Here is a 23915-nt window from a genome sequence, read left to right on the forward strand (position 1 = left end):
GGGAGTTTTCTGATGTCTGCGCCTACTGTTTTGATCGCCGGCTGCGGTGATGTCGGCAGCCGCCTTGCCACACAATTGCTGGCGGCGGGATGGGAGGTTCATGGTCTGCGGCGCGATGTTTCTCGCCTGCCGAAGGGCGTCATCGGGGTTGCCGGTGATTTGTTCGACAAAGACTGTCCGGCCACCTGGCCAATCGGCGCGGTGGACTACCTGGTGTATTGCGCGGCGGCCACCGATCACGACGAAGCCGGTTATCGTGCTGCCTATGTCGAGGGCCTGGAGCACGTGCTGGAGTGGCTTGACGACTATGGGCAGGTACCCAGTCGCCTGCTGTTCGTGTCCAGCAGCAGTGTTTATGGGCAGCAGGAAGGCGAGTGGGTCGACGAAGCTTCGCCGACGATTGCGGCGGGTTATTCCGGACGTGTGATGCTCGAAGCCGAGCAGCTCGCACTCAAGAGCAGTATCCCGGCCAGTGTTGTGCGTTTGACCGGCATCTACGGCCCAGGCCGTGAATGGCTGCTGACGCAGGTGCGCCGGGGTTATCGCGTGGCGGTCGAGCCGCCGTTGTATGCCAACCGGATTCATGCGGACGATGCCGCCGGGTTGATGGCGTGCCTGCTTGAGGCGGATCGACGTGGCGTGGCGCTGGATGACGTTTACATCGGCGTCGATGACGAGCCGGCAGCGCTGGCGGATGTGGTGGACTGGTTGCGCGGGTATCTGGGTGTAACCGAATGGGACGACGACGCCAGCGTGCGTCGCACTGGCAGCAAGCGCTGCAGCAATGCGCGGGTGAAGGCTTTGGGCTGGACGCCGAAATACCCGAGTTTTCGCGAGGGGTATGCGGCGATCATTGAAGGGCGCTGCTGACGTTCAGGCACTCTGAAATAACTGTAGGAGCGAGCCTGCTCGCGATGGCGGCGTAACAGTCAACGATGATGTTGGATGTTATGGCCTCATCGCGAGCAGGCTCGCTCCTACAGGGGGGATGCGTTGCTTATTGCTTTTCGAGCAACCACTTGCGCTCACCCGGCGTGTACTGAGGCATCTCGTCCGCCTGCGCGGTGTTCACGGCCTGGAAAATCTCCAGCTCCTTGCCCTTGCGCGCAAAGATCCAGGCGTTGCCCTGGCCGTTGAGTTGCAGCCACATGTTGTCGTTGCCGCCGCTCATGGATGCGCAATCGCCCGCCAGGCACAGCGCATAGCGATCGCTGCCCGGCAGGCCGGTCACCTGGCCGTCGGCCTGGAATTGAACCGTGCTGCCTTCGCCGGAGCCGCTGACGATTGTCCAGCCGCCGCCCAGGTAGGCTGAATACAGTGCACGCTCGAAACTGGCGCCGATCGGAGCGCCCTCCGGGACCGGGATCTGAGCGCGGTCGAAGACCTGTTCGGGCTCGTTGTCGCTGGCGGACTGGCTCAGTTGCTTGCCGTCGCGCTTCAGCTCACTGGCGGAGCTGCCATAAAAGTCGACTTTCCAGTTGCCGGATTCTTCGCCCAGCAGCTTGCCTTCGACATTTTCAAAACCGTTGGTGTAGCGGGCCTGACCGGCCTTGGTGTTGATGTCCCATTCCAGGTTCGGGCCATAGGCCTGGAGCGCTTCGCGCAGGGGGACGCCTTTGGCGGCCGCATCGATCGCCACCTGGTTGATCCAGGTGCCGCTGATATCACGGTCGGCAGGGTTGCTGGCACATCCGCCCAGGAGCAGGGCGAGCAGCGAGAGAGCAAGCGCGTTGCGCATGGTGGAATCCTTTCAAGCTTTCTTTACAGCAGAGCAGTCGGCGCAGCCCGGGGCTGCGCCGCACGCATTACTCGATGACCAGGATGGCATCCATTTCGACCTGCGAACCCTTTGGCAGGGCTGCTACGCCGATGGCGGCGCGGGCAGGGTAAGGCTGGTCGAAGTACTTGCCCATGATCTCGTTGACCTTGGCGAAGTGGCTCAGATCGGTGAGGAAGATGTTCAGCTTGACGATGTCCTTGAACGAACCGCCGGCGGCTTCTGCCACGGCCTTGAGGTTCTCGAACACCTGGACGGTCTGGGCTTCGAAGCCTTCAACCAGTTCCATGGTTTTCGGGTCCAGGGGAATCTGGCCCGACATGTAAACGGTGTTGCCAGCCTTGATCGCCTGGGAGTAAGTACCGATGGCGGCCGGGGCCTTGTCGCTGGTGATAACAGTCTTGGTCATGTAGGGCTCCTTGTAATGAGGACTTAGGCGCGCATGCGGGTGATGCGAATCACCCCGGTCAAGGCGCGCAGTTTCTTGATCACGCGGGCCAGGTGCACGCGGTCGTGCACGCTGACCACCAACTGGACCACGCTGATGCGACCATCGCGTTCGTCCATGCTGATTTTCTCGATGTTGCCGTCGGCGGCGTTGACGCTGCTGGCCAGCAGGGCGATCAAGCCACGCTGGTGTTCCAGCTCGACGCGTAGCTCGACATTGAATTCGCCGGTGACATCCTTGGCCCACGAGAGCTGGATGCATTTTTCCGGGTTGTGGCGGATTTCGCTGATATTGCGGCAGTTGTCCAGGTGCACGACCATGCCTTTGCCAGCGGACAGGTGGCCGACAATCGGGTCGCCCGGGATCGGCGTGCAACACTTGGCGTAGCTGAGCACCAGGCCTTCGGTGCCGCGAATCGCCAGGGGGCCTTCAGGGCTTGGCAGCTGTTCGCCTTCGCCCAGCAACCGGCGGGCCACCACATAGGCCATGCGATTGCCCAGGCCGATGTCTTCCAGCAGGTCTTCGATCAATTCCAGGCGGTACTCGACGAGCATGGCCTTGACGCGCTCGGCCGGAATTTTCTCCAGCGCGCTGTCGAAACCGTTGAGGACCTTGTTCAGCAGGCGCTCGCCGAGGCTGATGGATTCGGAGCGGCGCTGCAGTTTCAGTGCATGGCGAATGTGCGTGCGCGCCTTGCCGGTGACCACGAAGTTGAGCCAGGCCGGGTTCGGCCGCGCGCCGGGGGCGCTGACGATCTCGACCGTGGAGCCGCTTTGCAGTGGCTCGGACAGCGGCGCGAGTCGACGATTGATCCGGCAGGCAATGCAGCTGTTGCCCACGTCGGTGTGCACCGCGTAAGCGAAATCGACCGCCGTGGAGCCCTTGGGCAGCTCCATGATCCGGCCTTTTGGCGTGAACACGTAGACCTCGTCCGGGAACAGGTCGATCTTCACGCTTTCGATGAATTCCAGCGAGTTGCCGGCGCGTTGCTGCATCTCGAGCACGCCCTTGACCCACTGGCGGGCGCGGGCATGGGTGCCTTTGGGCTGTTCGTCACCGCTGGATTTGTAGAGCCAATGGGCGGCGATGCCGTTGTTGGCCATTTCTTCCATTTCGCGGGTACGGATCTGGATCTCGATCGGTACACCGTGCATGCCGAACAGCGTGGTGTGCAGCGATTGATAGCCGTTGGCCTTGGGGATCGCGATGTAATCCTTGAAGCGTCCCGGCAATGGTTTGTACAAATTATGTACAGCGCCCAGCACGCGGTAGCAGGTATCGACCTTGTCGACGATGATCCGGAACGCATAGACGTCCATGATCTCGTTGAAGGCCCGACGCTTGCCGCGCATTTTCTTGTAGATGCCGTAGAGGTGTTTCTGGCGGCCGCTGACCTCGCCCTGGATGCCGTCGATGGCCAGGCAGTGGCTCAAGGATTCTTCGATCTTGTTGACGATTTCCTTGCGATTGCCCCGGGCGCGCTTGACGGCCTGGTAGATCCGCGCGGAACGCATCGGGTGCATGGCCTTGAAGCCGAGGTCTTCGAATTCTATGCGGATGGCGTGCATACCCAATCGGTTGGCGATGGGGGCATAGATCTCCAGGGTTTCCTTGGCGATGCGGCGGCGTTTTTCGCCGGACAGCACTTCCAGGGTGCGCATGTTGTGCAGGCGGTCGGCCAGCTTGACCAGGATCACACGAATATCGCGTGCCATGGCCATGGCCATTTTCTGGAAGTTTTCAGCCTGGGCTTCGGCCTTGGTCTCGAAATTCATCTGGGTCAGTTTGCTGACCCCGTCGACCAGTTCGGCCACGGTCTCGCCGAACTGCGCTTGCAGCGCTTCTTTGGCAATCCCGGTGTCTTCGATCACGTCATGCAGCATCGCGGCCATCAGGCTCTGATGGTCCATGTGCATGTCGGCAAGAATGTTCGCCACCGCAAGTGGGTGCGTGACATACGCCTCGCCGCTACGGCGACGTTGGCCGTCGTGGGCTTGTTCGGCGTAGAAATACGCTCGGCGGACCAGGTTGACCTGGTCCTTGCCGAGGTAGGCCGATAAGCGATCGGCGAGGGCGTCTATGCTCGGCATGATATCTCCTGCCGCAAGCTATTATCCCGCGCCGTGCTACGTCGACCAGGCATAGGCTTAGACGGCCTCGTTGGACTCGTCCTCGAATGCAGCAAAAAGCGGTTCATCTTCAACGATTTCGGCTTCGGCGATAGCTGCGTAGTCGATCAGGCCTTCAGCGATTTCGCGCAGGGCGACAACGGTAGGCTTGTCGTTTTCCCATGCTACTTTCGGCTCTTTGCCGCCAGTGGCCAGTTGACGGGCACGCTTGGTAGAGAGCATGACCAGCTCAAAGCGGTTATCCACGTGTTCTAGGCAGTCTTCAACGGTTACGCGGGCCATGGTCTTCCTCGTAGCAAATGCAATATGCGCGCTGCCCGGATGGGCGAGCGGACTCAACAGTTTAAAAAATCACCAGCGATTAGGGAAGCGCTGATTTTTTGACCAAGCCCTTCAACGCGCTGCAAGTGCCAATGTAAAGCCCTTGCAGCGGTTTTGGGAAGAGCTGATTAGCCGAGCAATTCAGCAAGCAATTTGCCGTGACGTTGCTGCTGACGCTTCTGGATCAGCTGATTGGCGCGGAAAATCGCCTTCAGATCGTGCAGCGCGTGGGCGAAATCGTCGTTGATGATCAGGTAGTCGTAGTCGACGTAGTGGCTCATCTCGCTGACGGCTTCGCGCATGCGACCGTCGATGATCTCGTCGCTGTCCTGGCCGCGATTGGTCAGGCGCTGGTGCAGGGCCTGCAATGACGGCGGCAGAATGAAGACCGAGCGGGCCTGAGGCATCAGCTTGCGCACTTGCTCGGCGCCCTGCCAGTCGATCTCCAGGATCAGGTCATGGCCGGCATCCAGGGTCTGCTGCAGGTGGCTTTGCGAGGTGCCGTAGAGGTTGCCGAACACTTCGGCGCGCTCCAGGAAGTCTCCGTGTTCGCCCATCTTCACAAAGGCTTCTCGCGAGACGAAGTGATAGTTCACGCCGTCCACTTCACCCGGGCGCATGGCGCGGGTGGTGTGGGAAACCGAAACGCGAATTTCCGGGTTGGCGTCAGTCAACGCCTTGACCAGGCTGCTCTTGCCCGCGCCCGAAGGGGCGGAAATGATGTACAGGGTGCCAGTGCTGTGGGTCATGTCGGGGTTGCCTTACTCTATGTTCTGCACTTGTTCGCGCATCTGCTCGATCAACACCTTGAGGTTGACCGCAGCCTGGGTGCTGCGCGGGTCGAAGGCTTTGGAGCCCAGTGTGTTGGCTTCGCGGTTGAGTTCCTGCATCAGGAAGTCCAGGCGTCTGCCGGCAGCGCCACCGGACTTGAGTACCCGGCGAACTTCGATGATGTGGGTGCTCAGGCGATCCAGTTCTTCGGCGACGTCGCTTTTTTGCGCGAGCATGACCATTTCCTGCTCCAGGCGCTGCGGATCCATCTCGGCCTTCATGTCGGCGAAGCGGTCGAGGACTTTCTGGCGCTGGGTGGCGAGCATTTGCGGGACCAGTTCGCGCAGGATCACCACGTCTTCTTCGATGGAGCTCAGGCGCTCGTTGATCAGCCGCGCCAGCTCAGCGCCTTCGCGCTCGCGGCCGGCCTTCAGTTCCTTGAGGCCCTGATTGAACAGTGCCAGCGCTTCGGCGTTCAGGGCTTGCGGGTCGGTGGCGTCGCCTACCAGTACGCCGGGCCAGGCCAGGACTTCCAGAGGGTTCAGCGCTGCCGGGTTTTTGATCAGGCTGGCGATGGTCTCGGCTGCTGCGACCAATTGCGCGGCGCGCTCCCGATCGACTTGCAGTGCTTTGCCGGTGTTTTCTTCGGTGAAGCGCAGGGTGCATTCGAGTTTGCCCCGCGATACGCCCTGGCGCAGGGCTTCACGCACGGCGCCCTCGAGGTCGCGAAAGGCCTCCGGCAGGCGCAGGTGGGGCTCCAGGTAGCGGCTGTTGACCGACCGCAGTTCCCAGCTCAGGGTGCCCTGGACGCCGACTTTTTCGACGCGGGCGAAGGCGGTCATGCTGTGCACCATGGCGGTACCTCGCAAGGCAGATCGGCGCAGAACCGAGGTTCCGGGAGTCCGATATCAATGAATTAAAGCCGACTGGCAGCAAAGGCGCAGGATTGTAGCGCAGTGGTGCGGATGCGCCCAAACACACGGTGTGACAAAGAGCGGCAGGCCTGTCCCGGCGTGTGTTGCAGAGCCCTCGGTCGTCGGCGGATTTTTTTTAGAAGTGCCCAGCGGCGGCCGGCGGCTCTATAATGCTCCGCAGTTTTCCGTCCCCAGTACAGGTACTCCCTATGATACGTCCAAGTGGTCGCGCTGCCGATCAGCTCCGCTCGATCCGCATCACCCGCAACTACACCAAACACGCCGAGGGTTCTGTGCTGGTCGAGTTCGGCGATACCAAGGTCATCTGCACCGTCAGCGTTGAACCGGGCGTACCGCGTTTCCTGAAAGGCCAGGGCCAGGGTTGGCTGACCGCCGAGTACGGCATGCTGCCGCGCGCCACCGGCGAGCGTAACCAGCGTGAAGCCAGTCGTGGCAAGCAAGGCGGTCGCACCCTGGAAATCCAGCGTCTGATCGGTCGCTCCCTGCGCGCTGCGCTGGACATGTCCAAACTGGGCGACGTCACCCTGTACGTCGACTGCGATGTGATCCAGGCCGATGGCGGCACCCGCACTGCTTCGATTACCGGCTCCATGGTTGCGCTGATCGATGCCTTGAAAGTCATCAAGAAGCGTGGCGGCCTGAAGGGCGGCGACCCGGTCAAACAGATGATCGGCGCGGTTTCCGTGGGCATGTACAAGGGTGAGCCTGTACTCGACCTCGACTACCTGGAAGACTCGGCCGCCGAGACCGACCTGAACGTGGTGATGACCAGCGCTGGCGGTTTCATCGAGGTCCAGGGCACTGCCGAAGGCGCGCCGTTCCAGCCTGAAGAGCTGAACGCCATGCTGGAGCTGGCGAAGAAAGGCATGAACGAGATCTTCGAACTGCAAAAGGCCGCATTGGCCGACTGACCGGACTGCTCCAGGCAAGGAGGACACCATGAGTGACGAGCAACTGCCGCTGCCCACGCCGAGCCAAGAGGTGCGTCAGTGGGCGATGTTCTGCCACTTGTCCGCCTTGCTGGGGATCTGGATTCCGTTCGGTACGATCATTGGCCCGCTGATTCTCTGGCAGATGAAGCGCGAGATGGATCCGTTCATCGATGCCCAGGGCAAGGAAGCGCTGAATTTTCAGATCACCGTCGCCATCGCTTCCGCCATCAGCTTCCTGCTGATGGTGGTGATCATCGGATTCTTCCTGTTTGGCCTGATCGCGATCGGTGCGCTGGTGCTGACGATCATTGCCGGGGTGAAGGCCAATGAAGGCCAGCCTTATCGGTATCCGTTCACTTGGCGGTTGATCAAATAACGATCATCTGCCCCCCCCTGTAGGAGCATGCCGCAAGCGGGCACCCGCTCCTACAGGAAAGCAATTGCCAACAAAAAAGCCGACATTGCTGTCGGCTTTTTTGTGTCTGCGAATCGACGCTTAAATGGTCAGCGTCCAGTCGTAGTCCACGATCAGCGGCGCGTGTTGCGAGAACCGCGGCTGGCGTGGCAGGCGTGCGCTGCGTACAAAGCGGCGCAGGCCCGGGGTCAGCAGTTGATAGTCGAAGCGCCAACCGAGGTTGAGCATCTCCGCCTGTTCGTTATCCGGCCACCAGCTGTACTGGTCGCCTTCCCGACTGACTTCCCGCAGGGCGTCGACATAACCCATGTTGCCGACAATCTCGTCCATCCAGGCACGCTCAGGTGCCAGGAAGCCTGGAGATTGCTGGCTGTCGCGCCAGTTCTTGATATCCAGCTTCTGTTGCGCCACGTAAAGCGAGCCACAATAAATGTACTCGCGACGTTTGCGCCGCTGTTTATCCAGGTAACGGGCGAAGTCGTCCATTAGCTTGAACTTCTGGTTCAAGTCTTCATCGCCGTTCTGCCCCGAAGGGAGCAGCAAGGTCGCGATGCTGACCTTGTCGAAATCGGCTTGCAGGTAGCGCCCGTAGCGGTCGGCCGTCTCGAAACCGAGACCGCTGATGACCGCCTTCGGTTGCAGCCGCGAATACAAAGCCACGCCACCTTGGGCAGGGACTTCGGCATCGCAGGCATAAAGGAAGTATCCATCCAGTTGGAAGGCTGGATCGTCCAGTTCAAAGGCGGAGGCGCGGGTGTCCTGCAGGCAGATGACGTCGGCATTCTGTGCTTGCAGCCAACTGAGCAAACCACGCTCGACTGCAGCCTGAATACCATTGACGTTCACACTGATGATCCGCATAAATGGCCCCAAAAATCGCGTGCGTGTATGATACACGGCGTCAAGCTAATTAGCTAAATCCGTGGTATTTGGGGTTTTTCATGCAAGCGTATCAGCGCGATTTCATCCGTTTTGCCATCGATCGCGGCGTTTTGCGCTTCGGTGAGTTCACCCTGAAGTCCGGGCGCACCAGTCCTTACTTCTTCAATGCCGGCCTGTTCAACTCGGGTTCGGCCCTGGCGCAGCTGGGTCGTTTCTACGCCGCCGCCATTGCCGAGAGCGGCATTCCTTTCGACGTGCTGTTTGGCCCGGCCTACAAGGGTATTCCGTTGGCGGCGACCACCGCCGTGGCCCTGGCCGAGCATCACAACCGTGACCTGCCATGGTGCTTCAACCGCAAGGAAGCCAAGGCCCATGGCGAAGGCGGCAGCCTGGTCGGCGCACCGCTGACCGGCGACGTCCTGATCATCGACGATGTGATCACCGCCGGTACCGCGATCCGCGAGGTAATGCAAATCATCGCTTCCCAGGACGGCGCCAAGGCCGCCGGCGTGCTGATCGCCCTGAACCGTCAGGAGCGCGGCAACGGTGAGCTGTCGGCGATCCAGGAAGTGGAGCGTGATTTCGGCATTCCGGTGATCAGCATCGTTTCGCTGAACCAGGTACTGGAATTCCTGGCTGACGATCCTCAGCTCAAGCAGCACCTGCCTGCCGTGGAAGCGTACCGCGCCCAGTTCGGCGTATAACGCACCACTCTCCTGTAGGAGAGAGCACGCTCGCGATGAGCGCATAAGCACCGTGGGTTAGCAGGATGCCCGCGTCATCGTTTACGTCCATCGCGAGCGTGCTCGCTCCTACAGGGACAGTTTCGGTGAATGAAAAAGACCCCGCTCAGCCAGGCTGAGCGGGGTCTTTTTGTATGCGCTATCGCTTAGTGACGCTTGCGATTGCTGATCAGGGTGCCCACGCCGGTATCGGTGAAGATTTCCAGCAGGATCGCGTTCGGCACGCGACCGTCGATGATCAGCGAGCTGCCCACTCCGCCCTGGACCGCTTCCAGTGCGCAACGGATCTTCGGCAGCATGCCGCCGTAGATGGTGCCGTCGGCAATCAGATCGTCAACTTGCTGAGTGCTCAGGCCAGTCAGCACCTTGCCCGACTTGTCCATCAGGCCGGCGATGTTGGTCAGCAGCATCAGCTTCTCGGCTTTCAGCGCCTCGGCGACTTTACCGGCCACCAGGTCAGCGTTGATGTTGTACGACTCGCCGTTTTCGCCAACGCCGATCGGCGCGATCACCGGGATGAAATCACCTTTGACCAGCAGGTTCAGCAGATCGGTGTTGATCCCGACCACTTCGCCAACGTGACCGATGTCGATGATTTCAGGCTGGGTCATATCCGGGGTCTGGCGAGTAACGGTGAGTTTCTTCGCGCGAATCAGCTCGGCGTCTTTACCGGTCAGGCCGATGGCGCTGCCGCCATGTCGGTTGATCAGGTTGACGATGTCCTTGTTGACCTGGCCACCCAGGACCATTTCCACCACGTCCATGGTCGCGGCGTCGGTGACGCGCATGCCGTCGACGAAATGGCTTTCGATCGACAGGCGCTTGAGCAGGTCACCGATTTGCGGGCCGCCACCGTGAACCACCACCGGGTTGATGCCCACGGCCTTCATCAGCACGATGTCGCGGGCAAAGCCGGTTTTCAGCTCCTCGCTTTCCATCGCGTTGCCGCCGTATTTGATCACCAGAGTCTTGCCGACATATCGGCGGATGTAAGGCAGCGCTTCGGACAGGACCTTGGCGGTGTTGGCGGCGGCTTCGCGTTCGAGGGTCATTCAGGGCTCCGGGTGAATCAGAACGGTAGTTGGAGATCAGGTGCAACACGCTTCAACTGGACTTTGAATACGTCCTTGATGCGCTGCAATTCAGCCTCGTCATCGGCCTCGAAACGCAGCACCAGCACCGGTGTGGTGTTGGATGCGCGTACCAGGCCCCAGCCTTTGGCGTAGTCGACTCGCACGCCGTCAATGGTGGTCAGGTCGGCGCCTGCGCCCCACTGCGCGTCGTGCAATGCATCAATGATGCTGAATTTGCTCTCTTCGGTCACATGGATATTGATTTCCGGCGTAGAAATATCGTTCGGGAAGGTCGCGAACAGCTCTTCGGCCGAGGATTTTTCCTTGCTGAGAATTTCCAGCAACCGCGCGGCGCTGTAGATGCCGTCGTCGAAACCGAACCAGCGCTCCTTGAAGAAGATGTGCCCGCTCATTTCGCCGGCCAACAGGGCGCCGGATTGTTTCATTTTCTTTTTGATCAACGAGTGACCGGTCTTCCACATTAACGACCGGCCGCCGTACTCCTTGATCAGCGGAATCAGGCGGCGGGTGCATTTGACGTCGAAGATGATCTCGGCGCCGGGGTTGCGTGCTACCACGTCACGCGCGAACAGCATCAGCAGGCGGTCCGGGTAGACGATGCTGCCGGTGTTGGTTACCACGCCCACTCGGTCGCCATCGCCGTCGAAGGCCAGGCCGATGTCAGCGTTGGTTTCCTTGACCTTGGCGATCAGGTCCTCGAGATTTTCAGGCTTGCCCGGGTCCGGATGGTGGTTCGGGAAGTTGCCGTCCACTTCGCAGAACAGCGGGATGACTTCGCAGTTCAGCGCTTCGATCAGTTGCGGGGCGATCACGCCGGCCGCGCCGTTGCCGCAGTCGACCACCACTTTCAGGCGACGGGCCAGCTTGATGTCCTGGACGATTTCAGTGGTGTAGCGGTCGAGGATCTCGACCTGGGTGATGCTGCCCTGGCCGCTGCTCAGGTCGTTGGTCTTGAGGCGGTCGTGCAGGGCCTGGATCTGTTCATTGGCCAGGGTGTCGCCAGCGATGACGATCTTGAAGCCGTTGTAGTTCGACGGGTTGTGGCTACCGGTGAGCATCACGCCGGATTTGCCGGCGAGTACGTTGGCGGCGTAATAGAGCGCCGGTGTCGGGACCAGGCCGACATCGCTGACGTGGCAGCCGCTGTCGGCGATGCCTTTGATCAACTGCGCGACCAGTTCCGGGCCGGACAAGCGGCCATCGCGACCAACGGATACGTTCGGTTCGCCCTGGGCCAGGCTTTGGGAGCCGACGGCGCGGCCGATCCAGTAAGCGGTTTCAGCGTTCAGGAATTCCGGGACTGTACCGCGGATGTCATAGGCGCGAAAAATGCTGTCAGGGAACTTGGGTGCGATTTTGGCCGGTGTGTTCATCTGTGGAAATGCTCCATCTCGAAAGTGGCTGGACAAGCCGCCGATTTATTCGGCGACAGGCTCAAACTGAAGGGTATGACGGCGTTTTCCACAGAGAGTTCGTGGTGTGAAAGGGCCATGACGCCCCCGATGGCAAGGGTTTGACCGGGCAATGCCTTGATTTTCGGAGCTAAACCTTGCAGATGACAATTTGAATTTTGTGGTGAGGGAGCAAGCTCCCTTACCACAATGCATCCCTGTCGAATCAACGAGTACCGGTATGGCCGAAACCGCCAGTGCCGCGCTCGGTTTCAACAAACTCTTCAACCATCTCGAAGTGAGCCTGCACCACCGGCACCAGCACCAGCTGCGCCAAACGCTCGCCGACCGGCATGGTGAATTCGGTCTGGCCACGGTTCCAGCAGGAGACCATCAATGGGCCTTGGTAGTCGGAGTCGATCAAGCCCACCAGATTGCCCAGCACGATGCCGTGCTTATGGCCCATCCCGGAACGCGGCAGTATCAGCGCCGCCAGGTTCGGATCGCCGATGTAAACCGACAGACCGGTGGGGATCAGCACGGTTTCACCCGGCTTGATCACGGTGTCCTGTTCCAGCATGGCGCGCAGGTCGAGGCCGGCGGAGCCCGGAGTGGCGTATTGCGGCAGCGGGAATTCGGTACCGATGCGGGGGTCGAGGATCTTGGCTTGCAAAGCGTGCATGTAAATTAAACCTGGTTCAGACGTTCGGCGATAAAAGTGATCAGTTGGCGAGCAATCTTGCTCTTGCTGGTCTGGGCGAAGAGTGTGGCGTGAAGCTCACGGTCGATGACGCTGCAGGCGTTTTCTTCGCTGTTGAAGCCAATGCTCGGGTTGGCGACGTCGTTGGCGACGATCAAATCGAGGTTCTTGTCTTTCAACTTGCGTGCAGCGTAGTCGAGCAGGTGCTCGGTCTCGGCGGCGAAACCGACACTGAACGGGCGGTCGGGACGGGTGGCGATGGTGGCCAGGATGTCCGGGTTTCGCACCATTTGCAGTAACAAGCCGTCACCATTCGTAGGATCTTTCTTGAGTTTCTGTGGGGCAACGACCTCCGGGCGGTAGTCCGCGACGGCTGCCGAGGCGATGAACAGGTCACAAGGAATCGCTGCTTCGCAGGCGGCCAGCATGTCTCGGGCGCTGACCACGTCGATGCGGGTGACGCGATCCGGGGTCGGCAGGTGCACGGGGCCGGTGATCAGGGTCACGCGGGCACCGGCTTCCACGGCGGCTTCGGCCAGGGCAAAGCCCATTTTCCCGGAACTATGGTTTGTGATGTAGCGCACCGGGTCGATGTTTTCCTGGGTCGGGCCGGCGGTGATCAGCACGTGTTTGCCGGTCAGTGCCTGACGCTGGAAGCAGTCGGCGGCGCATTGGGCGAGGTCGGTGGCTTCGAGCATGCGGCCCATGCCGACATCGCCACAGGCCTGGCTGCCGGAGGCCGGGCCGAAGGTCTTCAAGCCGCGGCTTTCAAGGAGCTGCAGGTTGGCTTGGGTTGCCGGGTCGCGCCACATGGCCTGGTTCATGGCCGGGGCGACGGCGACTATGGCGTCAGTGGCCAGCACCAGGGTCGTCAGCAGGTCGTTGGCGATACCCTGGGCCAGGCGTGCGATCAGGTCGGCGGTGGCCGGGGCGATCAGTACCAGGTCGGCCCATTTGGCCAGTTCGATGTGGCCCATGGCCGCTTCGGCCGCCGGGTCCAGCAGGTCCATGTGGACCGGGTGCCCGGACAGAGCCTGCATGGTCAGCGGGGTGATGAATTCCGCGCCGCCTCGGGTCATGACCACGCGCACTTCGGCGCCCTGATCGATCAGGCGGCGAACCAGGTCGGCGCTCTTGTAGGCAGCGATACCGCCGCCGACGCCCAGAACAATGCGTTTCCGATACAGCCGCTGCATAGGCCTGCCTTTCAATTCGTGGGTGACATACGTGGCGAAACCCCCTCCCCAGGGTGAATTCGCCCGCAAAAAAGATGGGCTACGATATCACAGCGACCGCTACGGAACAGCGGTGCCAAAAGACAGGGAGGTGCTATGAGTATTCGCGATTGGCCGGCGGCGGAGCGGCCACGGGAGAGGTTGCTTGAACACGGCTCGGGAAGCCTGTCGGATGCCGAGTTGCTGGCGATTTTCCTGCGAACAGGGGTGGTGGGTAAAAGCGCCGTCGATCTGGCGAGACATCTGCTGAGCCAGTTCGGCAGTTTGCGATTGTTGCTTGAGGCTGATCAGGAAACGTTCAGCAAGCAGTTGGGGCTCGGGCCGGCGAAATTTGCGCAGTTGCAGGCTGCTCAAGAAATGAGCAGGCGTCATCTGGCTGAGCGGGCGCGCCAGAAGTCGGCACTGGAAAATCCACAGGCTGTTCGCGAGTACCTGAAGTCGATGCTGCGCCATGAGCCGCATGAGGTGTTTGGCTGTCTGTTTCTCGATTCCAGGCATCAGGTACTGGCATTCGAGACGCTTTTTCGCGGCTCCATCGACAACACCAGTGTTCATCCGCGAGAGGTGGTCAAGCGCGCGTTGGCCAATAACGCAGCGGCATTGATCCTCTGTCACAACCACCCGTCGGGAAACACCGACCCCAGTCAGTCCGATCGAGTGCTGACCAAGCGCCTGCAAAAGGCGTTGGAGCTGATTGACGTGCGGGTGCTTGACCATTTCATCATCGGCGACGGCGATCCGTTGTCGATGGCCGAGTATGGGTGGATGTAGGAGCGAGCATGCTCGCGATGGTCGTTAACGATGACGCTGGGCACCTGATACCCAGCGGTGTTCTTCAGTCCATCGCGAGCATGCTCGCTCCTACAGGGGGCGCGTCGTTATTTCAGATTGACCTTCGAATAATCCTGACGCCCAAACGGGCTGACCGAATACCCCTCGACATCCTTGCGCGTCAACGCGAAGGCCGTCGGGTGGGCCAGCGGTAGCCACAGTGCCTGTTGCTGGATCTGCGTCTGGGCCTGTTCGTAGAGTTTGCTGCGCACACCTTGCTCGCCGGTGGTTTTGCCGGCGCTGATCAGCCTGTCCAGATCCTGGTTGCAGTAACGGGCGAAGTTGGTCCCGGACTTGACCGCGGCGCAGGAAAATTGCGGCGTGAGGAAGTTGTCCGGGTCACCGTTGTCGCCGGCCCAGCCCATGAACAGCAAGTCGTGTTCACCAGCCTTGGCGCGGCGGATCAGCTCGCCCCATTCGATCACGCGGATTTCGGCCTGAATACCGATTTCCGCGAGATCGGACTGCAGCAGTTGAGCGCCGAGGCTCGGGTTGGGGTTGAGCAGGCTGCCGGATGGGCGGGTCCAGATGGTGGTCTGGAAGCCGTCCTTGAGCCCGGCCTTGGCCATCAACGCCTTGGCCTTCGCGATGTCATGGGGATAACCCGGAAGGTTCTTCGCATAGCTCCAGGTGTTCGGCGGATACGGACCGTTGGCCGCTTCAGCGGTGTCTTCGAACACCGCTTTGACGTAATTGGCCTTGTCGAAGGCGAGATTGATGGCCTGACGCACTTCTGGCTTGTCCAGCGGCGGATGCTGGCTGTTGATGCCGACGAATGCGGTCATGAACGCGTCAGTCTTTTCGACTTTCAGGGCCGGCTCCTTCAGCGCTTCCTGTACGTCCAGGGGCTTGGGCGACAGGGCGATCTGGCATTCATTGCGACGCAACTTCTGCAAGCGTACGTTGGCGTCCGGCGTGATGGCGAAGATCAGCGGATCTACGGAGGGTTTGCCACCGAAGTAGTCAGGGTTGGCTTTGTAGCGAACCGAGGCGTCCTTCTGGAAGCGGGTGAACACGAACGGCCCTGTGCCGATCGGCTGGCTGTTGAGTTTCTCGGGTGTGCCGGCCTTCATCAGCTTATCGGCGTACTCGGCCGAATAGATCGAGGCGAAGCCCATGCTCAGGGTCGCCAGGAAGGTTGAATCCGGGTGGTCGAGGGTGAAGCGCACGGTCAGCGGGTCGAGAGCGTCGATTTTCTTGATCAGCGCAGGCAACTGCATCGATTGCGCATGCGGGAAGCCGCTCTGGGCGACTCTGTGCCACGCATTGGCCGGATCGAGCATGCGGTCGAAGCTGAAAATCACGTCTTCGGCATTCAGGTCTCGCGTTGGGGTGAAGTACTCGGTGCGATGGAATTTCACCTCCGGGTGCAGCCTGAAAACGTAGGTCAGGCCGTCGGGGCTGATTTCCCAGCTGTCGGCGAGGCTGGCGACCACCTTGCCACTGGCCGTGTCGAAGTCCACCAGGCGGTTCATCAGCACATCGGCCGAAGCGTTGGTGGTGGTCAGCGAGTTGTATTGCACCACGTCGAACCCTTCAGGGCTGGCCTCGGTGCAGACGCTCAGGGCGGCGGCAAAGGCCTGTGGGCTCAGCAGAAGCGGGGCGAGCAACAGCGGTAGGGCAGCGAGGCGCATGGTCGGTTCCTTTACAGATCGAAGGCCCATCTGCGAGTGCAGTCTGGAAAAGGCTTACCCTAGTGGGCTCTTTTGCAAATGACTATCCCCTTTTTCATTTTGAGGGGACCATTGGCGAGCGATTTTGCTGTGCAGCGGTCGGGCAAAACTCCGGGTTGGCTCGACGATCGATTCTCTGCGACGAGCGGTCGGCATCGGCGATAGCCTTTGTCCAAGGCGCTCGGAGCCCGGAAAACGGGCTTTTTGTGAATTCAACGCACACCGAATGTTGTTGCTCTCCAGTCTTTCTGGTATAAAGCAGCGCTCTTTTCTAGGGGCCCGGTTCCTTCACTGTAGGTGTAGCCGGTAAGACCTCTAAAGAATCGCGGCGCCTGGCGCCACAATGACTAGAGATTAAGCGGCCAACCCATGCCGGGTTGGGCATGTGGTTTTAGAGGGCTGAGGCATGTCTAGAGTATGTCAAGTTACCGGTAAGGGTCCGGTGACTGGGAACAACATTTCCCACGCAAACAACAAAACCCGTCGTCGTTTCCTGCCGAACCTGCAGCATCACCGCTTCTGGGTTGAAGAAGAGAAACGTTTTGTGCGTCTGCGCGTATCTGCCAAAGGCATGCGCATCATCGACAAGCGTGGCATCAGTGTCGTGCTGGCCGAACTTCGTCGCGATGGCAAGGTTTAAGGGAGCTAATCATGCGTGAATTGATTCGTTTGATTTCGAGCGCCGGTACTGGTCACTTCTACACTACCGACAAGAACAAGCGTACTACTCCGGACAAAATCGAGATCAAGAAATATGATCCGGTTGTTCGCAAGCACGTGATCTACAAAGAAGGCAAAATCAAGTAATTGATTTTTCCCTCTTACGAAAAAGGCCCGTATCGCGAGATACGGGCCTTTTTTGTTGCCTGGATTTTGTGTTGCTTTTGAGGGCCTCATCGCGGGCTTGCCCGCGATGAGGCCGGCCGATTCAGCACAAAGCTTCAGGCCTTCTGCTCAAACGCCACATAAATCTTGCGGCAAGGCTCCAGCACTTCCCAGGTACCCCGGAAACCTGCCGGGATCACAAAGCGATCACCCACTCGCAGCGTCTTGGCATTGCCATCCAGATCGCGCAGCACGGAAACCCCTTGCTGGATCTCGCAATATTCGTGCTCGGTGAAATTCACTGTCCACTGACCGACTGCACCTTCCCACACCCCAGCGTTCAACTGGCCGCACGGGCTGTTGTAGTGGTTGTAGACGACTTGCTCCGGGTCGCCCTTGAGCACTTTGGCCGGGTCCGGACGGTAGCGTTCGGCGGCGGTGGTGGCCTGGCTGAAGTCGACGACGTTCTGGATGTTCATTGTTGTTATCTCTCGTGATTACGGCGCAGTGGTGGAAAAGTCCAAAGTCTATGTTTATTAAAATGAACATCGCAAGGCCGTTTGCCGGCGTTATGTCAAATATATTGAAACATTAGGGGCGGCTGGTTTAGGGTGACGGTTGCCTTGGGCCGAAAAGCAGGCTGGCCGGGCAGAATTCCTGACAGCGCCCGCGAAGAACGCGGGTGTCGTATTCAATAAGAGGAGGACACTCGCATGACCACCCTGACCCGTGCCGACTGGGAACAACGTGCCCGCGACCTGAAAATCGAAGGTCGCGCCTATATCAATGGCGAATACACCGACGCCGTCTCCGGCGAGACCTTCGAGTGCATCAGCCCGGTCGATGGCCGTCTGCTGGGCAAGATTGCCAGCTGTGACGCCGCCGATGCCCAGCGCGCTGTGGAAAACGCTCGCGCCACCTTCAATTCCGGTGTCTGGTCGCGCCTGGCTCCGACCAAGCGCAAATCCACCATGATCCGTTTCGCCGGCCTGCTCAAGCAGCATGCTGAAGAGCTGGCCCTGCTTGAAACCCTGGACATGGGCAAGCCGATCAGCGATTCCCTGTACATCGACGTCCCCGGCGCGGCGCAAGCCCTGAGCTGGAGCGGCGAGGCCATCGACAAGATCTACGACGAAGTCGCTGCAACCCCGCACGATCAACTGGGCCTGGTGACTCGTGAGCCGGTGGGCGTGGTCGGCGCCATCGTGCCATGGAACTTCCCGCTGATGATGGCGTGCTGGAAGCTGGGGCCGGCGCTGTCCACCGGTAACTCGGTGATCCTCAAGCCGTCCGAAAAATCCCCGCTGACCGCCATCCGCATCGCCGAACTGGCTGTCCAGGCCGGCATTCCGAAAGGTGTGCTGAACGTACTGCCGGGTTACGGTCACACCGTCGGCAAGGCCTTGGCCCTGCACAACGATGTCGACACCCTGGTGTTCACCGGTTCGACCAAGATCGCCAAGCAACTGCTGATCTACTCCGGCGAGTCGAATATGAAGCGCGTCTGGCTCGAAGCCGGTGGCAAGAGCCCGAACATCGTGTTCGCCGATGCGCCGAACCTGCAGGACGCTGCCGAAGCGGCTGCCGGGGCCATTGCCTTCAACCAGGGCGAAGTCTGCACCGCCGGTTCGCGCCTGCTGGTGGAGCGTTCGATCAAGGACAAGTTCCTGCCGCTGGTGATCGAGGCACTGAAAACCTGGAAGCCGGGCAACCCGCTGGACCCGGCGACCAACGTCGGCGCGCTGGTCGATACACAGCAGATGAACACCGTGCTGTCCTACATCGAGTCCGGTCATGCCGACGGCGCCAGGCTGGTGGCCGGTGGCAAGCGTACGCTCCAGGAAACTGGCGGCACTTATGTTGAGCCGACGATTTTCGACGGTGTGAGTAACGCGATGAAAATCGCCCAGGAAGAAATCTTCGGTCCGGTACTGTCGGTCATCGCATTCGACAGCGCCGAAGAAGCCATCGCGATCGCCAACGACACGCCGTATGGCCTGGCTGCGGCTGTGTGGACTGCCGACATCTCCAAGGCTCATCTCACCGCCCGCGCACTGCGTGCCGGTAGCGTGTGGGTCAACCAGTACGATGGCGGCGACATGACCGCTCCATTCGGTGGCTTCAAGCAGTCCGGCAACGGCCGCGACAAGTCGCTGCATGCGTTCGACAAATACACCGAGCTGAAGGCGACCTGGATCAAGTTGTAAGTCGTTAAGGGAGGCCTGCTTTGCAGCAGGCCTCCCGAACGACGCAGATCTCCTGTGGGAGCGAGCCCTGTGGTGAGGGGGCTTGCCCCCGTTCGGCTGCGGAGCAGGCGCAAAACCATTGCATGCGGAGTAATTGATACGCCGCAATTGCAGGTTTTGGGGCCGCTCCGCGACCCAACGGGGGCAAGCCCCCTCGCCACAAAGGCTCGCTCCCACAATGATTTGTGTCGTACATAAAAATATCCACAGGAGCGTGGAACATGCGTTGGGCGACTTATTTTGCCGTTTTGGCATCTGTCTTGAGTGTCGGCCTGGCCCTGGGTGTCAGTATGCCGCTGGTGTCGTTTCGCCTGGAGAGCTGGGGCTACGGCTCGTTTGCCATTGGTGTGATGGCCGCGATGCCGGCCATCGGCGTCCTGTTGGGGGCGAAAATTTCCAGCCACCTGGCGGCGCGACTCGGCACGGCCAATCTGATGCGCCTGTGCCTGTGGGGCGGGGCGGTTTCGATCGGTTTGCTGGCGCTGTTGCCGAGCTATCCGATCTGGTTGGTCTTGCGGCTGATGATCGGGGTGATCCTCACCCTTGTATTCATTATCGGTGAAAGCTGGATCAATCAACTGGTGGTCGAGGAGTGGCGTGGGCGGCTGGTGGCGCTGTATGGCAGCAGCTACGCATTGAGCCAACTGGCCGGGCCGGTATTGCTGGGTTTCCTTGGCACCGAGCACGACTATGGCTTTTGGGTTGGCGTCGGCTTGCTGATGGCTGCTCCGTTCTTGTTGCTGGGGCGCAGTGGGGCGCCGAGCAGCGAGGCCAGCAGTGTGACCCTGCGTGATTTGCTTGAGTTCTGTCGTGGCCTGCCCGCGATTGCCTGGGCGGTGTCGCTGTTCGCCGCGTTCGAGGCCATGATTCTGACGCTGTTGCCGGTCTATTGCCTGCGCCAGGGCTTCACCACGGAAATCGCCCTGGCGATGGTCAGTACGGTGGTGGTCGGTGACGCAGTGTTGCAATTGCCGATAGGTGCGTTGGCCGATCGCTTGTCACGCCGAGCGTTGTTTACCGGCTGCGCAGTTGTCTTGCTGCTGTCGAGCCTGGCGATTCCAATGCTGATCGACACGCTTCTGATCTGGCCGCTGTGGGTGTTGTTCGGCGCCAGCGCTGGCGGGTTGTTCACCTTGTCACTGATCCTCATTGGTGAGCGTTATCGCGACGACGCACTGGTGCGCGCCAACGCGCATATTGCACAGCTGTGGGGGATTGGTTGTCTGGTCGGGCCGTTGCTGGCGGGCGCCGGCAGTCAGTGGATCAGCGGCCATGCGTTGCCGTTGCTGATGGCCATGGGGGCCTTGGGCGTGTTGATCGTGGTGTCGCGGCAAGGGGCGTTCGGCGCGCTTGCCGAGCCGGCCTAGAGCATTTTCTCCAGCCCGACCGAATTGCTCAGCCAGGCGTTGAAGCGCCGCCACCAACTCCCTGGCTCCTTGGTCAGGGTGTGCATTTTTTTGTCGTCTTCGGTGGTCCAGACGATCTGGCCGTTTTCCAGCTCTACCTGATAGCTCAGGGCCGGGGCCATACCCTGCAGGGCCAGTTCGCGGACTCGTGCGGCCAATTCAGGGCTGTCCACCAGCACGCCGACTTCGGTGTTCCACAGTACCGAGCGCGGATCGAAGTTGAATGAGCCGATGAAGGATTTCTGCTGATCGAAAATCATCGCCTTGCTGTGCAGGCTGGAATCAGAGTCGTTATAGGTGCTGCTGGAAAACAGATGCGGTCCGCTACCACTGCCGCCACCTTCACCCGGCTGACGACGCAATTCGTAGAGCTTAACGCCGTGCTCCAGCAGCGCCCTGCGATAGGGCGCGTAACCACCGTGTACGGCAGGAACGTCCGTGGCTTCCAGTGAGTTGGTCAGCAAGCTCACGGAAACGCCGGCATCGGCACGCCCGGTCAGGTACACCAGCCCCGGTTGGCCAGGCACGAAGTAGGCCGAGATCATGATCAGCTCTTTGCTGACGTTTTTGAGTTCAGGTGCGAGTTGGGTGGTCAGCAGCAACTGCGGATCGGGTTCGCCCTTGGACAGTACCTTGCTCGGCGCATCCCACAATGCCTGGTTCCAGGCCCAGATCAGCTCGCGGCGCCAGATGTCCAGGCGTGGGTGCGTGGTGAAGGTCATCAGGCGCTTGTAGAGCGCGTGATTCTGTTTGCGCGTTTGCGCCAGGGACTCTTCCAGTCGGGCTCGAGTTTTTTCCAGGTCCTGGGGCGTGGGTTTGCTCGACAGGAACTCGTCGATCGGCTTGCTCAGGGCACTGTTCCAGTACTGATCGAAGCTATGCCCGAGTTGCTCGGCAACCGGACCGACACCGAGCAGGTCGATGTCAGTGAAGTTCATGTTGGGCTTGGCGTCGTAATACTCGTCCCCCAGATTGCGCCCGCCGACGATGGCCATGCTGTTGTCCGCCAGCCACAACTTGTTGTGCATGCGTCGATGTTGCTGCGACAGATTGAACAGCCGGCCCATGGTGCGCGTCACGCCGGTGCTGCGGCCAAGATTCAGCGGGTTGAACACGCGAATCTGGATGTGCGGGTGCGCGGCGAGGGTGGCAATGACCCGGTCCAGGCCATCGCTGGTGGTATCGTCGAGCAGAACCCGCACCCTTACGCCCCGATCGGCGGCCTTGAGCAATTCTTCGATCAACATGCGCGTGCTGATGCCGTCGTGCACGATGTAGTACTGCAAGTCGAGGCTGCTTTGGGCATTGCGGATCAGTTCGGCGCGGGCGGTGAAGGCCTCGGTGCTGTCCGATAGCAGGCGAAAGCCCGATTGTCCGTTGTAAGGTGCGGCTTGCGCCTGGACCGAACGGCCGAATGCGGAGTCCGAGGCCGGCAGCGCCTGGCTCGGTTCACGCCGAACGTCGAAGCTGGAGCATCCGCCCAGGAGCGTCGTGAGTAGCAGAAGAGCAAGCAGGGGCTGTTTGACTCTCACGTGGGATCGTTCCGTTTGGCGGCGCAGTTAGGCATATGGACGCTGATTCCCGAGTAAAAGTCAGTCGCTGAGCTGATCGGTCTCCGCCAGCAGCTTGATCGCTGCCGCGCCGACCTTGCGCACCGCTTCTTCGATTTGCGGTGTTGGCTTGGCAGCGTAGTTCATGCGCAGGCAATTGCGGTATTTGCCTGAGGCGGAAAAGATGCTGCCGACAGCAATCTGTACGCCCTGGTCGTGCAAGGCACGATTTAGTTTCAGGGTATCGAAGCCTTCCGGCAGCTCGACCCACAGCATGAAGCTGCCTTGCGGACGGCTGGCGCGGGTGCCGGCCGGGAACCAGCGGGTTACCCAATCGATCATGATGTCGCGATTGCGCTGGTATTGCGTGCGCATTCGGCGCAAATGCGGTTCGAAGTGCCCGCCCTTGAGGAACTCGGCGATGGCGATCTGCGGTTGTGGCGCGGTGGAGCCGGTGCTGATGTATTTCATGTGCAGCACCCGTTCCAGATAACGGCCGGGCGCGACCCAGCCGATGCGCAGACCCGGCGCCAGGGTCTTGGAAAACGAACTGCACAACAGGACGCGACCGTCCTCGTCGAAGGACTTGATCGTGCGTGGGCGCGGATAGGTATAGGCCAGCTCGCCATACACATCGTCCTCGATGATCGCCACGTCAAACCGCTGTGCAAGCGTCAACAGAGCGCGCTTGCGCGACTCCGGCATGATGTAGCCCAGCGGGTTGTTGCAGTTTGGGGTCAACTGTATGACCTTGATCGGCCACTGCTCCAGGGCCAGTTCCAGCGCTTCGAGGCTGATACCGGTCAGCGGATCGGTGGGGATTTCCAGGGCTTTCATGCCCAGGCCCTTGAGAGTCTGCATGGCGCCGTGGAAGCTCGGCGAGTCCACCGCCACAATGTCCCCCGGCTCGCAAATCGCGCGCACGCTGGTGGACAGCGCTTCATGGCACCCGGTGGTGACCACCAGATCGCTGGCACTCAACTGGCAGCCGGAATCGAGCATCAGGCGAGCGATTTGTTCGCGCAGTTCGAGGTTGCCGTGGATGTTGTCGTAATACAGACCGGGCATGTCCTGACGCCGGCTGATTCGCGCCAGGTCACGCAACAGCGGCTTCATGGTCGGGCTGGTGATGTCCGGCATGCCGCGGCCCAGTTGCACCACATCTTTGCGCGGTACGGCGCGAATCAGTTCCAGCACCTGATCCCATTGAGAGATGTCCACCGGTCGCTGCGCCGGGCGACCGACCGCTGGTAAATCCGGCAATTCGCGACTGGCGGGAACAAAGTACCCCGACTTGGGCCGTGGCATGGCCAGCCCGCTGTCTTCCAGCATCCGATAGGCCTGCTGCACCGTGCTCAGGCTGACACCGTGCTCGACACTCAGAGCTCGTACCGAGGGCAGCCGGTCACCGGGGCGATAGAAGCCCTGTTCGATACGTGTGCCGAGCAGCTCGGCGAGGTTGACGTAAAGGGTCATGGTGCAGCCTCGATAGGGATGATTCGGTTAACCAGTACAGATCGGGCAAAAAATCGGGATTCAGTGGCGGAATCGGCAAATCTGTATGGATTTAATACAGATGCTTTGAATCTGTAATGCTTTTGCGTCCCCGCG

At 60.5% G+C, this 23915-nt stretch carries 23 protein-coding genes and 1 pseudogene; 9 read left to right on the plus strand and 15 right to left on the minus strand.

The genetic code is table 11. The features are described 5' to 3' along the window. Positions 1–12 precede the first annotated feature (12 nt). The gene (locus CAG47_RS04200; protein ID WP_085723647.1) at positions 13–870 is read left to right on the plus strand and encodes an SDR family oxidoreductase; all 858 of its coding nucleotides are present in this window, start codon (positions 13–15) and stop codon (positions 868–870) included. A gap of 127 nt (positions 871–997) precedes the next feature. Here the strand turns inward: CAG47_RS04200 and CAG47_RS04205 are convergent, their stop codons facing one another. The 6 genes from CAG47_RS04205 to CAG47_RS04230 form a co-directional block, all read right to left on the minus strand. After that, complete coding sequence (locus CAG47_RS04205; RefSeq protein WP_085723648.1) at positions 998–1738, minus strand: hypothetical protein; 741 nt, start codon at positions 1736–1738, stop codon at positions 998–1000. A gap of 67 nt (positions 1739–1805) precedes the next feature. Continuing rightward, on the minus strand, positions 1806–2186 hold the full coding sequence (locus CAG47_RS04210; RefSeq protein WP_003229509.1) for a RidA family protein: 381 nt from the start codon (positions 2184–2186) through the stop codon (positions 1806–1808). A 23-nt stretch (positions 2187–2209) separates the two neighbouring features. Next, complete coding sequence (gene spoT / locus CAG47_RS04215) at positions 2210–4315, minus strand: bifunctional GTP diphosphokinase/guanosine-3',5'-bis pyrophosphate 3'-pyrophosphohydrolase (RefSeq protein WP_085723649.1); 2106 nt, start codon at positions 4313–4315, stop codon at positions 2210–2212. A 57-nt stretch (positions 4316–4372) separates the two neighbouring features. Then, positions 4373–4636: a DNA-directed RNA polymerase subunit omega gene (gene rpoZ, locus CAG47_RS04220; protein ID WP_007921129.1), complete on the minus strand. Its 264-nt coding sequence runs from the start codon at positions 4634–4636 to the stop codon at positions 4373–4375. A gap of 167 nt (positions 4637–4803) precedes the next feature. Further along, positions 4804–5424 carry a guanylate kinase gene (gene gmk, locus CAG47_RS04225; protein WP_085723651.1) on the minus strand — a complete coding sequence of 207 codons (621 nt, stop codon included), beginning with the start codon at positions 5422–5424 and terminating at the stop codon, positions 4804–4806. Positions 5425–5436: 12 nt separating this feature from the next. Further along, complete coding sequence (locus CAG47_RS04230) at positions 5437–6300, minus strand: YicC/YloC family endoribonuclease (RefSeq protein WP_085723653.1); 864 nt, start codon at positions 6298–6300, stop codon at positions 5437–5439. 269 nt (positions 6301–6569) lie between these two features. Here CAG47_RS04230 and rph point away from each other — a divergent pair, with 269 nt between their 5' ends. Further along, a complete protein-coding gene (gene rph / locus CAG47_RS04235; RefSeq protein WP_085723655.1) occupies positions 6570–7292 on the plus strand; it encodes a ribonuclease PH in 723 nt (240 codons plus the stop codon). Positions 7293–7320: 28 nt separating this feature from the next. Continuing rightward, a complete protein-coding gene (locus CAG47_RS04240; RefSeq protein WP_085723657.1) occupies positions 7321–7689 on the plus strand; it encodes a DUF4870 domain-containing protein in 369 nt (122 codons plus the stop codon). A gap of 120 nt (positions 7690–7809) precedes the next feature. Here CAG47_RS04240 and CAG47_RS04245 read toward each other — a convergent pair whose 3' ends face one another. Next, positions 7810–8589 carry an exodeoxyribonuclease III gene (locus tag CAG47_RS04245; RefSeq protein WP_003176915.1) on the minus strand — a complete coding sequence of 260 codons (780 nt, stop codon included), beginning with the start codon at positions 8587–8589 and terminating at the stop codon, positions 7810–7812. 80 nt (positions 8590–8669) lie between these two features. Here CAG47_RS04245 and pyrE point away from each other — a divergent pair, with 80 nt between their 5' ends. Beyond that, positions 8670–9314 (plus strand): orotate phosphoribosyltransferase, encoded by a 645-nt coding sequence (gene pyrE / locus CAG47_RS04250; RefSeq protein ID WP_011336558.1) that lies wholly within the window; start codon positions 8670–8672, stop codon positions 9312–9314. A gap of 185 nt (positions 9315–9499) precedes the next feature. On the opposite strand, the gene argB is transcribed toward pyrE, so the two are convergent. The 4 genes and pseudogenes from argB to coaBC form a co-directional block, all read right to left on the minus strand. Continuing rightward, positions 9500–10405, minus strand: a complete 906-nt coding sequence (gene argB / locus CAG47_RS04255; protein WP_085723659.1) for an acetylglutamate kinase — start codon at positions 10403–10405, stop codon at positions 9500–9502. 17 nt (positions 10406–10422) lie between these two features. After that, positions 10423–11799: pseudogene (locus CAG47_RS04260) on the minus strand (phosphomannomutase/phosphoglucomutase); the annotation flags it as partial. Positions 11800–12064: 265 nt separating this feature from the next. Next, positions 12065–12520: a dUTP diphosphatase gene (gene dut / locus CAG47_RS04265; RefSeq protein WP_007975171.1), complete on the minus strand. Its 456-nt coding sequence runs from the start codon at positions 12518–12520 to the stop codon at positions 12065–12067. 5 nt (positions 12521–12525) lie between these two features. Beyond that, the gene (gene coaBC / locus CAG47_RS04270) at positions 12526–13734 is read right to left on the minus strand and encodes a bifunctional phosphopantothenoylcysteine decarboxylase/phosphopantothenate--cysteine ligase CoaBC (RefSeq protein ID WP_085723663.1); all 1209 of its coding nucleotides are present in this window, start codon (positions 13732–13734) and stop codon (positions 12526–12528) included. 135 nt (positions 13735–13869) lie between these two features. Between coaBC and radC the strand changes: the two genes are divergently transcribed. Beyond that, positions 13870–14544: a DNA repair protein RadC gene (gene radC, locus CAG47_RS04275; protein WP_085723665.1), complete on the plus strand. Its 675-nt coding sequence runs from the start codon at positions 13870–13872 to the stop codon at positions 14542–14544. 107 nt (positions 14545–14651) lie between these two features. Here the strand turns inward: radC and CAG47_RS04280 are convergent, their stop codons facing one another. Beyond that, positions 14652–16238: an ABC transporter substrate-binding protein gene (locus CAG47_RS04280; protein WP_085723667.1), complete on the minus strand. Its 1587-nt coding sequence runs from the start codon at positions 16236–16238 to the stop codon at positions 14652–14654. Between the two features lie 445 nt (positions 16239–16683). Between CAG47_RS04280 and rpmB the strand changes: the two genes are divergently transcribed. Then, a complete protein-coding gene (gene rpmB, locus CAG47_RS04285; protein WP_003177273.1) occupies positions 16684–16917 on the plus strand; it encodes a 50S ribosomal protein L28 in 234 nt (77 codons plus the stop codon). Positions 16918–16928: 11 nt separating this feature from the next. Continuing rightward, positions 16929–17084, plus strand: coding sequence for a 50S ribosomal protein L33 (gene rpmG / locus CAG47_RS04290; protein ID WP_003177274.1), 156 nt, complete (start codon positions 16929–16931; stop codon positions 17082–17084). A 134-nt stretch (positions 17085–17218) separates the two neighbouring features. On the opposite strand, the gene CAG47_RS04295 is transcribed toward rpmG, so the two are convergent. Further along, positions 17219–17581, minus strand: coding sequence for a cupin domain-containing protein (locus CAG47_RS04295; protein WP_085723669.1), 363 nt, complete (start codon positions 17579–17581; stop codon positions 17219–17221). Between the two features lie 234 nt (positions 17582–17815). On the opposite strand from CAG47_RS04295, the gene CAG47_RS04300 reads away from it, so the two are divergent. Beyond that, on the plus strand, positions 17816–19309 hold the full coding sequence (locus CAG47_RS04300) for an aldehyde dehydrogenase (protein ID WP_085723671.1): 1494 nt from the start codon (positions 17816–17818) through the stop codon (positions 19307–19309). A gap of 260 nt (positions 19310–19569) precedes the next feature. Continuing rightward, a complete protein-coding gene (locus CAG47_RS04305) occupies positions 19570–20715 on the plus strand; it encodes an MFS transporter (RefSeq protein WP_085723673.1) in 1146 nt (381 codons plus the stop codon). Here the strand turns inward: CAG47_RS04305 and CAG47_RS04310 are convergent. Then, positions 20712–22286 carry a phospholipase D family protein gene (locus CAG47_RS04310; protein WP_085723675.1) on the minus strand — a complete coding sequence of 525 codons (1575 nt, stop codon included), beginning with the start codon at positions 22284–22286 and terminating at the stop codon, positions 20712–20714. The two genes, CAG47_RS04305 and CAG47_RS04310, sit on opposite strands and share 4 nt — an antisense overlap. A gap of 60 nt (positions 22287–22346) precedes the next feature. Beyond that, positions 22347–23780, minus strand: a complete 1434-nt coding sequence (locus tag CAG47_RS04315) for a PLP-dependent aminotransferase family protein (RefSeq protein ID WP_085723677.1) — start codon at positions 23778–23780, stop codon at positions 22347–22349. Positions 23781–23915: the final 135 nt, after the last annotated feature.

The organism is Pseudomonas sp. R37(2017), assembly GCF_002113375.1.
GTDB lineage: Bacteria > Pseudomonadota > Gammaproteobacteria > Pseudomonadales > Pseudomonadaceae > Aquipseudomonas.